This is a genomic window from Methylobacterium sp. GC_Met_3 (assembly GCF_026540775.1).
Classification (GTDB): Bacteria; Pseudomonadota; Alphaproteobacteria; order Rhizobiales; family Beijerinckiaceae; genus Methylobacterium.
The window spans coordinates 1-11,915 of the sequence record NZ_JALNUL010000080.1 but is presented as its reverse complement, the minus strand read 5'-3'; the positions used below and the strand labels follow the sequence as shown (position 1 = coordinate 11,915).

Annotated in this window: 12 protein-coding genes; 11 read left to right on the top strand and 1 reads right to left on the bottom strand. The window is 67.6% G+C overall.

From position 1 onward, the window contains the following. The first annotated feature begins 208 nt into the window (after positions 1-208). Positions 209-1,120, top strand: a complete 912-nt coding sequence (locus tag OXS27_RS30250) for an LLM class oxidoreductase (RefSeq protein ID WP_267361286.1) — start codon at positions 209-211, stop codon at positions 1,118-1,120. Here the strand turns inward: OXS27_RS30250 and OXS27_RS30245 are convergent. After that, a complete protein-coding gene (locus OXS27_RS30245) occupies positions 1,117-1,833 on the bottom strand; it encodes a helix-turn-helix domain-containing protein (RefSeq protein ID WP_267361284.1) in 717 nt (238 codons plus the stop codon). The two genes, OXS27_RS30250 and OXS27_RS30245, sit on opposite strands and share 4 nt — an antisense overlap. 245 nt (positions 1,834-2,078) lie before the next feature. Between OXS27_RS30245 and OXS27_RS30240 the strand changes: the two genes are divergently transcribed. From OXS27_RS30240 to OXS27_RS30195, 10 genes are all read left to right on the top strand, one after another. Then, positions 2,079-2,591: a redoxin domain-containing protein gene (locus OXS27_RS30240; protein ID WP_267361282.1), complete on the top strand. Its 513-nt coding sequence runs from the start codon at positions 2,079-2,081 to the stop codon at positions 2,589-2,591. Then, positions 2,557-3,087, top strand: a complete 531-nt coding sequence (locus tag OXS27_RS30235) for a thioredoxin domain-containing protein (protein ID WP_267361280.1) — start codon at positions 2,557-2,559, stop codon at positions 3,085-3,087. The genes OXS27_RS30240 and OXS27_RS30235 overlap by 35 nt, the downstream gene beginning before the upstream one ends. Before the next feature lie 105 nt (positions 3,088-3,192). Continuing rightward, positions 3,193-5,100: a molecular chaperone DnaK gene (dnaK, locus tag OXS27_RS30230; protein ID WP_267361278.1), complete on the top strand. Its 1,908-nt coding sequence runs from the start codon at positions 3,193-3,195 to the stop codon at positions 5,098-5,100. Between the two features lie 62 nt (positions 5,101-5,162). Next, a complete protein-coding gene (gene clpB, locus OXS27_RS30225; protein WP_267361276.1) occupies positions 5,163-7,751 on the top strand; it encodes an ATP-dependent chaperone ClpB in 2,589 nt (862 codons plus the stop codon). A 27-nt stretch (positions 7,752-7,778) separates the two neighbouring features. After that, positions 7,779-8,363 carry a nucleotide exchange factor GrpE gene (locus OXS27_RS30220; protein WP_267361274.1) on the top strand — a complete coding sequence of 195 codons (585 nt, stop codon included), beginning with the start codon at positions 7,779-7,781 and terminating at the stop codon, positions 8,361-8,363. 54 nt (positions 8,364-8,417) lie between these two features. After that, positions 8,418-9,296, top strand: a complete 879-nt coding sequence (locus tag OXS27_RS30215) for a DnaJ C-terminal domain-containing protein (RefSeq protein ID WP_267361272.1) — start codon at positions 8,418-8,420, stop codon at positions 9,294-9,296. 13 nt (positions 9,297-9,309) lie between these two features. Beyond that, positions 9,310-9,633: a chaperone modulator CbpM gene (locus tag OXS27_RS30210; RefSeq protein WP_267361270.1), complete on the top strand. Its 324-nt coding sequence runs from the start codon at positions 9,310-9,312 to the stop codon at positions 9,631-9,633. A gap of 130 nt (positions 9,634-9,763) precedes the next feature. Next, positions 9,764-10,063, top strand: a complete 300-nt coding sequence (locus OXS27_RS30205) for an antibiotic biosynthesis monooxygenase (RefSeq protein ID WP_267361268.1) — start codon at positions 9,764-9,766, stop codon at positions 10,061-10,063. A 132-nt stretch (positions 10,064-10,195) separates the two neighbouring features. Then, positions 10,196-11,191: a zinc-dependent alcohol dehydrogenase family protein gene (locus OXS27_RS30200; RefSeq protein ID WP_267361266.1), complete on the top strand. Its 996-nt coding sequence runs from the start codon at positions 10,196-10,198 to the stop codon at positions 11,189-11,191. A 356-nt stretch (positions 11,192-11,547) separates the two neighbouring features. After that, the coding region (locus tag OXS27_RS30195; protein WP_267361264.1) for a GAF domain-containing protein at positions 11,548-11,915 on the top strand (368 nt) is incomplete at its 3' end.

The following is an 11,915-nucleotide window of genomic DNA, read 5'->3' as shown; positions in this document are numbered from 1 at the left end:
CGCATCGCCGCAGCGTCGGACAGAATCACTGAACATCCAGAGCGCTCGATGGTCGAGCGGGCGCCCGGATCCGGCTGATATGCGTCAGGGCCCGGCGATCCGGAACGTGGTTGCTGACCCCGACGAGGGGACAGCTCAACGCGGGAATCGCCCGATGCTTCATGGTCAAGGCTCAGCCGACCCGCGTGGCACGCTCGGATTCCAGCGCATGTTCGCTCCGGGCCACCTGACGGTCGGCGTCTTCTTCCCCATCGAGGCCTTTCAGCGCGACCAGCCGACCATGCGCGATCAGGAGCGCCTGGCGGTTCGAGCGGAGGAACTCGGCTACGCATCGCTCTGGACCCGCGACGTGCCCCTGCGAGACCCGAATTTCGGAGACATCGGGCAGGTCTACGACCCGTGGGTCTGGCTCGGCTGGATCGCCGCGCAGACTCGGGAAATCGCCCTGGCGACGGGATCGATCGTCCTTCCCCTGCGCCATCCGATCCACACCGCGAAGGGCGCGGCCTCTGTCGATCGGTTGTCGGGGGGCCGTTTCGTCATGGGGGTGGCCTCGGGTGATCGGCCGATCGAATTCCCAGCCTTCGGCGTTCCCGAGGAGGAGCGCGACGTCTTGTTCCGCGAGAGCTTCGGCGTCATCCGTCAGGTTCTCGAAGAGACGTTCCCCAACCTGCGCTCGCGCTTCGGAGAGATGCTCGGCACCGTCGACCTCGTGCCGAAGCCGATCGGACGGCTGCCGATCCTCATCACCGGATCGAGCCGGCAGAGTTTGGAGTGGATCGCCGAGCATGCGGACGGCTGGATCACCTACCCGCGCTCGCTCGAGCGCCAAGCCGAACTCGCGGCCCGGTGGCGGGCTACCGTCGCAGCGGTGGCGCCGGGGACGTTCAAGCCCTTCGCCCAATCCCTCTACGTGGATCTGCACAGCGATCCAGATCATCCGCCGCAACCCATTCACCTCGGGTTCCGTAGCGGTCGCAGGGCGTTGCTGGACTTTCTGGTCGCGCTCCGCGCGATCGGCGTCCATCACGTGATCCTGAATTTAAAATACGGTGCCCGCAGTGCGGATGAGGTGCTCGACGAGATCGGCCTCGCGGTGCTGCCGCAGTTGAAGGCTTAGCCCCCATCACGCATCAGGCCGCCGTTCATGTGCCGGAGGGTGCCGGGTTCGAGGAGGGTGACGCCGCGTCCGCGCGTGGCGATCAGTCCATCACGCCGCAGCGTGGTGAATGTCCGGCTCACGGTCTCGTTCGAGAGGCCGAGATAGTCCCCGATATCGGTGCGCGACATCGGCAACGCGATCGATCGACCGGCCGAAACCCGGTCCATCAGGTCGATCAGGAAATACGCGAGCTTCTGCGTGGCGCTGGCGCGGCCGAGCGCCGAGAGATCCTGGGCGCGCTCGGTCATCCGCAGCAGCCAAAGAAGAAGCTCGTTTGCGATCTGCGAATCTGATGCCGCGACCGCGTTCAGCCGGGCGCGGGAACAGCGTATCGCCCGCGTGTCGCCGACCGCCTCGGCCGAGGAGGCATGCAACGAGGCCCGCTCCAGCCCGAAGAACTCGCCGGACAGATGGAACCCGCGCACGACCCGATTGCCGTCGCGTCCGACGTTGATCGTGCGGACCATCCCGGCAGCCACCCAGTAGACGGACTCGCCAATATCGCCTTCGGCATACAGGGTCGTGCCGGGGGAGAAATGCTCGACCCGTCCTAGGGCGGTGATGCGCGCCAGTGCGAGATCGCCGGCGGCCAGGGCCGTAGCAGGCGGTCGATGAACGTACGGGCCGGGCGCGGGCACGACGTGACCATATTGCAGCATGATGATCCTCACGCGCGAGATCCCGAAGATCGGACATCGCCGCCGGTCGCACCATTCGGAGGGCGCCTAGGGTGTATCCCGGATTCGAACGCCCTCCTGCGGCGCGGCGGCGTCCACGGGAGCGGTTGGCCCCGCGCGTCTGGGGACCGGCGCGGACCGAGATCCGCCATCGGAACTGATGTTCGTCAGTGCCGAGACGCCCGGCCGCGTCATCTTATGCACCGTGGCCTCTACGCAGGCTGGCCGGGAGATTCAGAATGGGACACGTCTTAGCGCCGGGGGTTGCGGCGCCCGATTTCACGCTTCACGTCACGCCCGACCAGACGCTTTCGCTTGCCGATCTGCGCGGACGGCCAGTCGTTCTGGCGTTTTATCCCGCGGATTGGAGCCCGGTCTGCGGCGATCAGATGGCGGTCTACAATCAGGTTCTGCCGGAATTCCGGCGGCACCAGGCCGAAGTCGTCGGCATCTCGGTCGACAGTGCCTGGTGCCATCAGGCCTTCGCCGAGACGCGCCATCTCCATTTCCCCCTGCTCGCGGATTTCGAGCCGAAGGGCGCGGTCGCCCGGGAATATGGGGCCTACCGGGACGGCGACGGCGTCTGCGAGCGGGCGCTGTTCGTGGTGGATCGCGAGGGACTGATCTTCTGGAGCTACCGCTCCCCGATCGCCGTCAACCCCGGCGCGGACGGCATCCTTGATGCGCTGGATCGGCTCGAAAACCAGGAGACAAGCGATGGCCGAACTCAGAGTGCCAGTGTCGGCGGCTGACCATGTCCGGGGCGGTGCCGAAGGGCGGGTGGTGCTCGTCGAGTACGGTGATTACGAGTGCCCCTATTGCCGCCTCGCGCATGTCGAGGTCCTGAAGCTCGGCAGCCACTTCGGCGACGACCTCACCTACGTGTTCCGCCATTTCCCGCTCACCGAGATCCACCCGCTCGCGGAGCCGGCTGCGGAGACCGCCGAGTTCGCGGGGGCCGAGGGTCGGTTCTGGGACATGCACGATGCGATCTACGCGCATCAGAGTCAGCTGAGCCTGCCGTTCCTGCTGGGTGCCACCCGGGCGCTGGGCCTGCCGGAGCGCGATTTCGAACTCGCCATCGAGGCGAAGACCTATGCCCCGAAGGTCGAGCAGCACTTCCTGAGCGGCGTTCGGAGCGGCGTCAACGGGACGCCGACCTTCTTCATCAACGGCCGCCGGCATGACGGTCCGTTCGACTACCAGAGTCTGGCGGCAGCCATTCAGGCGGTGCGCCCCCGGCCGTAGCGCGCGTTGCGGGCGGTCGGCCCCACGCAGCCCGCCCGCACCGCACATCGACCCGGCCTCGATCTCGATCGGTCCGTAAGGCGCAGACAGGAAGGAGTCTCTCCCATGGCGAAGGCGATCGGCATTGATCTCGGCACGACGAACTCCTGCGTCGCCGTGATGGATGGCAGCAAGGCCAATGTCATCGAAAACGCCGAGGGCGGTCGCACGACCCCGTCGGTGGTGGCCTTCACGGAGTCCGGCGAAGTCCTCGTGGGGCAGCCGGCCAAGCGGCAGATGATCACGAATCCGGAAAACACCGTCTTCGCGATCAAGCGGCTGATCGGACGGCGGTACGACGACCCGGTCACCAAGAAAGATATCGAGATGGTGCCCTACCGGATCGTATCCGGACGGAACGGCGACGCCTGGGTCGAGATCAAGGGCAAGACCTACAGCCCGAGCCAGATCTCCGCCTATATCCTGCAGCGGATGCGGGAGACCGCCGAGCTGAAGCTCGGTCAATCGGTGACGCAGGCGGTCATCACGGTTCCGGCCTACTTCAACGACGCCCAGCGTCAGGCCACCAAGGATGCCGGCAAGATCGCCGGTCTCGAGGTGATGCGCATCATCAACGAGCCGACGGCCGCAGCGCTCGCCTACGGCCTCGACAAGAAGGGCAGCGGCCGCGTCGCGGTCTACGACCTCGGCGGGGGCACCTTCGACGTGTCGATCCTGGAGATCGGCGACGGCGTGTTCGAGGTGAAGTCCACCAACGGCGACACTTTTCTGGGCGGCGAGGATTTCGACAACCGCATCGTCGAATACCTCGGGGCCGAGTTCAGACGAGAGCAGGGCATCGACCTGACCAAGGACAAGCTCGCCCTTCAGCGCCTCAAGGATGCAGCCGAGAAGGCCAAGATCGAGCTGTCCTCGGCGACCCAGACCGAGATCAACCTGCCCTTCATCACGGCCGATCAGGCCGGGCCGAAGCACCTCAACATCAAGCTCTCCCGCGCCAAGCTCGAGGCCCTGGTCGACGACCTGATCAAGCGCACGATCGGGCCGTGCGAGGCCGCGCTAAAGGATGCCGGGCTGCAGCCCTCCGACATTGCGGAGGTCGTCCTCGTCGGCGGCCAGACGCGGATGCCGAAGGTGCAGGAGGTGGTCCAGAATCTCTTCGGGCGCGAGCCGCATCGGGGCGTCAATCCCGACGAGGTCGTGGCGATCGGCGCCGCGATCCAGGCCGGCGTGCTCCAGGGTGACGTCAAGGACGTGCTGCTCCTCGACGTGACCCCGCTGTCGCTGGGCCTCGAAACGCTCGGCGGCGTGATGACCAAGCTGATCGAGCGCAACACCACCATTCCGACGAAGCGCAGCCAGACCTTCTCGACCGCCGAGGACAACCAGATCGCCGTCACGGTCCGGGTCTTCCAGGGCGAGCGCGAGATGGCGGCCGACAACAAGATGCTCGGCCAGTTCGACCTCGTCGGCATTCCGCCGGCGCCCCGCGGCACGCCGCAGATCGAGGTGACCTTCGACATCGACGCCAACGGCATCGTCAACGTGACCGCCAAGGACAAAGCCAGCGGCAAGGAACAGCAGATCCGCATCCAGGCCTCGGGCGGGCTGGATCAGAGCGAGATCCAGCGCATGGTGCGGGAAGCCGAGGCGCACGCGGAGGAGGACAGGCGGCGCCGGGAGCTGGCCGATGCCCGCAACCAGGCCGATGCCGCGATCTACACCGCCGAGCGCAGCCAGCAGGAGGCGGGCGAGCGCGTGCCGGGCGACCTGAAGACCGAGCTGCAACAGGCGATCGCGGCCCTGCGCGAGGCGATGGGCGGCGAGCACGTCGACCGCATCAAGCAGGCGACCGAGGGCCTGTCGCAGCTGACGCAGCGCTTGGCTCAGGTCATGAGCGCGCCGCCCGAGGGACCCGATGCCGGTGCGCGCGACGGCGGAAGCGGCCCGCAGCCGGAGGTCGTCGATGCGGAATTCGAGGAGCACGGCCGGCAGGACCAAGGCGCGCACTAGAGGCGTGCGACGCGGCGCGGCGGCCACGCCGCGCCGTCAGCGTCCATCATCCGGGGTGAGCGATGCAGATCGACACGTACACCGATCATCTCAAGGACGTGCTCCAGGCCGCCCAGAGCCTGGCTCAGCGCAAGGGCCATCAGCGGATCACGCCGCTCCACCTCCTGAGGGCGCTGCTCGACGATGCGGACGGCCTGGCGAAGGCGTTGATCCAGTCCGCGGGCGGCCGCCCCGAGGCGCTCGCGTCGGATCTGGACCGCGACCTGGCGAAGCTTCCAAGCGTCGGGGGCTCCGGTGCCGGCCAGATCTTCATGGCGCCCGAAACCGCGCGCCTGTTCGACCAGGCCGAGGCGCGGGCGCGGGCGGCCAGGGACAGCTTCGTCACGGTCGAATACCTGCTGCTCGCCCTGGCCGAGACCGCGGACGGTCCAGGCCCGCTCCTCCGGGAGGCGGGCGTGACGCCGGCCGCCCTCGAGGGCGCCATCGCCGAGCTCCGGAAGGGGCGCCGGGCCGACAGCGCGTCGGCCGAGGACAACTACGAGGCCCTGCGGAAATACACGCGGGATTTCACCGAGGATGCCCGCCAGGGCAAGCTCGATCCGGTGATCGGACGCGACGGGGAGATCCGGCGCACCATTGAGGTGCTCTCACGCCGGACGAAGAACAATCCCGTGCTGATCGGCGAGCCGGGCGTCGGCAAGACCGCGATCGTCGAAGGGTTGGCCCAACGCATGGTCAACGGCGACGTGCCCGACACCTTGAAGGATCGCCGTCTCCTGTCCCTCGATCTCGGTTCGCTCCTGGCCGGCGCGAAGTACCGAGGCGAGTTCGAGGAGCGGCTGAAGGCTGTCCTTCAGGAGGTCTCGGCTTCGGCCGACGTCATCCTGTTCATCGACGAACTGCACACCCTCGTCGGCGCCGGGAAGGCCGAGGGGTCGATGGACGCCTCCAACATGCTCAAGCCGGCCCTGGCCCGGGGCGAGTTGCACTGCATCGGCGCCACGACCCTGGATGAGTATCGCAAGAACATCGAGAAGGATGCCGCGCTCGCCCGCCGCTTCCAGCCCGTGTTCGTGGGCGAGCCCTCCGTCGAGGAGACGATCTCCATCCTGCGGGGCCTGAAGGAGAAGTACGAGCTCCACCACGGCGTGCGGATCACGGACAGCGCGATCGTCGCGGCCGCCACGCTGTCCCACCGCTACATCGCGGACCGGTTCCTTCCCGACAAGGCGATCGACCTCGTCGACGAAGCCGCGAGCCGACTCCGGATCGCGGCGGAGTCGAAGCCCCGGGAACTCGACGAGATCGACCGCCGCGTGATCCAGCTGAAGATCGAGCGGGAGGCCCTGAAGAAGGAGACGGATCCGGCCGCCCAGGAGCGCCTGAAGACGGTCGAGACACAGTTGGCCGCGCGGGAAGAGAAGCAGGCCGAGCTGACTGCACAGTGGGAAGCCGAGAAGGCGACGCTCCAAGAGGTGAAGCAGCTCAAGGCGCAGGCCGAGCAGGCCCGGATCGAACTCGAGCAGGTGGAACGGCGCGGTGACCTGACGCGCGCCGGCGAACTCCTCTACGCCGTGATCCCACAGCTGGAGAAGCGCCTCGCGGATGCGATGCAGGCGAGCCGGGGCCGGCTGATCAAGCAGGAGGTGACGGCCGAGGACATCGCCTCCGTCGTCGCGCGCTGGACGGGCATTCCCGTCACGCGGATGCTCGAAGGCGAGCGCGACAAGCTGATGGCGATGGAAGACAAGCTGGGCCAGCGCGTGGTCGGCCAGGAACCGGCGGTCGTGGCCGTGTCCGACGCGGTCCGGCGGGCCCGCGCCGGCCTGCAGGACCCGAACCGGCCGATCGGCTCCTTCCTGTTCCTCGGGCCGACCGGCGTTGGCAAGACCGAGTTGTGCAAGGCGGTGGCGGAATTCCTGTTCGACGACGACCGGGCGATGCTGCGGGTCGACATGTCCGAATTCATGGAGAAGCACGCGGTCTCACGGCTCGTCGGCGCGCCGCCCGGCTATGTCGGCTACGAGGAGGGCGGCGTCCTGACGGAGGCGGTCCGGCGGCGTCCCTATCAAGTGATCCTGTTCGACGAGGTCGAGAAGGCGCATCCGGATGTGTTCAATATCCTGCTGCAGGTGCTCGACGACGGGCGGCTGACCGACGGGCAGGGCCACACGGTCGACTTCCGCAACACGATCATCGTCCTGACGTCGAACCTCGGCGCCGAGTTCCTGGCCGCGCTGATGGAGGGCCAGCCGGCCGAGGCGGCCCGCGAGCAGGTCATGGAGGTCGTGCGCCGCGCATTCCGGCCGGAATTCCTCAACCGGCTCGACGAGATCATCCTGTTCAACCGCCTGGGCCGCAGCGACATGCGCCGGATCGTCGACATCCAGCTCGAAGGCCTTGAAAAGCGGCTGGCCGAGCGGAAGATCGTCCTTCGGGTCGAGGCGGCGGCCAAGGACTGGCTCGCCAATGCCGGCTACGATCCGGTCTACGGCGCGCGGCCCCTCAAGCGGGTGATTCAGCGCCATCTCCAGAACCCGCTGGCCAAGATGCTCCTGACGGGGGCGCTCCGGAACGGCGAGACGGTTCCGGTCTCGGTCCTCAACGGCCAGCTCGCCGTTAGGGGTGCGAGCCTGGCTCAGGCGGCCTGACATCCCCATGCCGACAGGAGACCTGTTATGGCCGAGACGCCTCTCGATCCCGCGAGCGCTCCGCCCGCCCCCACCGGCCAGTCTGCACCGCCGGAGGCCGGCGCGGCCCCTGCGCCAGGCACGGACGCGACCGCAGAACTGCAGGCCAAGAACGCGGCGCTCCAGGACCGCGTCCTGCGGGCCTTGGCCGAGGCTGACAACACCCGGCGCCGGGCGGCGCGCGACCTCGCAAATGAGCAGCTTTTCGCCGTGACGGGCCTCGCCCGGGCGCTTCTGCCGGTTCTGGACAACCTGCGCCGGGCCATCGCCGCGTCGGAGCAGCCGGAGTCGCAGGGCGCGTCGCTCGTCGATGGGGTGCGCGCCACGGAGCGTCTGCTGATCGGGGCCCTTGAGGCCGTCGGCGTACAGCGGGTCGATGCCCGCGGCGCTCCGTTCGACCCGTCGCGGCATGAGGCCATGATGGAGGTCGATGATCCGGCGGCCGCGCCCGGGACCGTCCGTGACGTCATGGAGGACGGCTACCTCCTCCACGATCGGCTGCTGCGCCCCGCCCGGGTCACCGTGACTCGTCGCGGCATGGCCGGGGACGATCACAAAGAGGCCAATCCCTAGGCATCGTCCGCAACGGGTGCGGGCTTCGCCACACGACGGCGCAGGGAGGATGCGTTGAGCGACGATCCCTATGCGATTCTCGGTGTGAAGCGCGATGCCTCCCCAGAGCAGATCCAAAAGACCTACCGCAAGCTCGCGCGCAAACTGCATCCGGACCTGAACCCGGGCAACGCGGAGGCGGAAGAGCAGTTTAAGAACGTGTCGCGGGCCTACGACTTGTTGAACGATCCGGAGAAGCGCGCTCGGTTCGATCGCGGCGAGGTCGATATCTCCGGCGTCGAGCGGCCCCGGCAGCGCTCCTATCGCGACTTTTCTTCGGAGCCATCCGCCGACCATGCCTATACAAGCGATGCCGGCTTTGCGGATTTCGACACCGACGACCTACTCGCCGAGATCTTCGGACGCCGGGGTCGGTCGGACGTCCGGCGTCCGGGCGCCGATATCCGCTACTATCTCGACCTCGATTTCCTCGATGCGGTCAACGGCGCCACCCGCTCGGTGACCCTACCGGACGGCACGAGGCTCGATGTCCGCATCCCGCCGGGCACGCGCGACGGACAGACCCTGCGCCTGCGCGGCAAGGGCGAGCCGGGTAGGAACGGCGCGCCGCCGGGCGATGCGCTGATCGCGATCGGCGTCCGACTGCACCCGGTCTTCCGGCGCGAGGGCGACGACATCCATTTCGAGCAGGGCGTTCCGCTGCACGCGGCGGTGCTCGGCGGCCGGATCGCTGTGTCGGCCCCGTCAGGGCCCGTGACCCTGACGGTCCCGAAATGGAGTACGTCCGGCAAAGTGCTTCGCCTCAAGGGCAAGGGCGTCCCGCGGTCGGACGGGACCGCGGGCGACGCCTACGTCAAGCTGCTGATCAAGCTCCCGGACAAGCCCGATCCGGAACTCGAACGCATGATCGCCACGTGGCGTTGGGCTGAGTGAAGTGGGGGACAGCATGGACGCGCGCGAATTCCAGGCCCGGTCGGACCTGCCCCCCAACACGCTCGCGATCTGGCTCGAAAGCGGCTGGCTCCGACCGGCGTTCCGGGAGGGCGTCTGGCACTACGTCGAGATTGATGTGGCCCGGGCCCAACTGATCCGGGATCTGCAGGCCGATCTCGGGATCAACGACGACGGCATCCCGGTCGTGCTCGACCTTATCGATCAGGTGGGCGGCCTGCGACATGTGCTGCAAGCGATTGTGCGGGCCCTGCAGGCGCAGCCCGACCTCGTCCGTCGGCAGATCGTCGAGGCCTGCGCGGCGCAACGCCGATCCTGACGCCGAACTGACCGGCGTCAGGGCCGCTTCGCGGCCGACCGGTTAATCTAATGCGCGGATGCGAGCCGGACCGGATCCGGAACGGCGGTCACGTCCGCATTTTCCGGGGCTCTTCGGAAGGAACAGGCAGATGGCCAAGTTCGCTCTTCTCGTCATCCTGAACGCCAAGCCCGGACAGGAAGCGGCTGTCGAGGCGTTTCTGAGGGACAGCCAGCCCGTCGTTCAGAACGAGCCGGGAACCATCGTGTGGTTCGGCCTCCGCCTGGGCCCGTCGACCTTCGGGATCTTCGATGCATTTCCCGACGAGGCGGGACGGGACGCCCACCTCTCCGGCCGCGTGGCGGCGGCCCTGAAGGAGAAGGCGGCCAATCTGTTCGCCACAGCCCCGCAAATCGAGAAGCTCGACGTGCTCGCGTCGAAGCTGCCCTGAGGCATGGATCGGATTCTTGATCAGGGTTCGTCCAGCACGTTCGTTGGCGACCGGCGGCTCGAGGCGCGCGCGGACGCCGCGCCCCCGCTCCGCGTCCGCGCGCGCGGCGCGAGCACCGCAGGAGACATCGCCATGGCACGCGTGGTCAGGTTTCATCGAACCGGTGGACCGGAGGTGATGCAGTTCGACGATCTCGCGGTCGGCGATCCGCAGCGCGGCGAGATGCGCGTCCGCATCGAGGCGATCGGTCTCAACCGCGCCGAGGCGATGTTCCGATCGGGCGCCTATCTCGAACCGCCGCGCCTGCCTGCGCGCCTCGGCTATGAAGCCTCCGCGACGATCGAGACTGTGGGCGAGGGCGTCAACGGCTTCGCTCCGGGCGATGCCGTCAGCGTCATCCCGGCCTTTTCCATGAACGATTACGGCGTCTACGCCGACAGGGCTATCGTGCCGGCCTATGCCGTGGTCCAGCGCCCGACCGGCGTCTCGGCGATCGCGTCGGCGGCGGTCTGGATGGCCTATCTCACGGCCTGGGGGGCACTCATCGACATCGGTCGTCTCGGGCGGGGCGACGCGGTCATCGTTCCGGCAGCATCCTCAAGTGTCGGACTCGCGGCGATCCAGATCGCGAACAGCGTCGGCGCCATCCCGATCGCGATGACCCGGAAGCGTGCCAAAGCGGCAGCGTTGCAAGAGGCGGGCGCCGCGCACGTCGTCGTCACGTCCGAGCAGGACCTCGTAGCCGAGGTCGAACGCGCGACCGGCGGCAAGGGCGCGCGCCTCGTGTTCGACCCGGTCGGCGGCCCTCAGGTCGAGACGCTTGCTGAGGCGACGAGCCAGCGCGGCGTCATCCTCATCTACGGCGCGCTCGCGACCGCACACACACCGTTTCCGGTCATCGCCGCCATGCAGAAGGCGCTCACGCTGCGCGGCTACACCCTGTTCGAGTTCATCCGGGACCCTGAACGGCTGGGCCGCGCCGCAGCCTTCATCGAGGATGGGCTCGCTGGCGGAGGCCTCAAGCCGATCATCGCAAAGACGTTTCCACTCGACGCCATCGTTCAGGCGCATATCTTCATGGAATCGAACTCGCAGTTCGGGAAGATCGTCGTCACTGTACCTAACTAATATCCTGGTCCTGGACGGCCGGAGTCGGGAACGGCCAACGCCTGGAGCTTCCTGTCAGCCGTCGGACGGCATTCCTGTACCGGGTTATAGTATATCCTTACGGTAGAGGCTAAAAACACTTACTTCGGCGGAGCGTCTGCGTATCCAGTGCGCGCCGACGCTCGATTAAAGCCGCTGGCCGCGCGATATGCCGTGAATGATCATGGGCGATCTATTAGACTCCCTGTTGCGAGCCCCTGACGGCGCCGACGCATTCGGCAGTCTGGTCGAGCACACGGCTCGGCTTTCGGCCCAGCAAGGAAGCCTTACAGACGGCCATCAAAGGCGCGCCGCTCGCAGAGTCGCTGGGCATTCTCGTGGACACGGCTTGCTCCCAGTCCGGCGGCGGCCTCCGCTCCGCCTTCTACCTGACCAATCCGGGCGGCACCGGGCTGCAGCACGTCATCGGCATGCCCGAGCCCTATGCCGTGGCCGTGAGCGGCATCACGATCGGGCCGGACTCGCTCGCGTGCGGTCTGGCTGTCTTCACCGGCCAGCCGGTCATCACCGTCGACGTGCGGAAGGAGCCGCGCTGGCAGCCATGGCTCTGGTTGGCCGAACAGCACGGTTTCCGGGCCGTCTGGTCGTTCTCGGCAGAAACCGCAGCGGGTCGGATCGTCGGCACCTTCGCCGTGTACTTCCGCGAGCCGCGTGAGGCCACGCCCTGCGATCACGAATGCGCTGC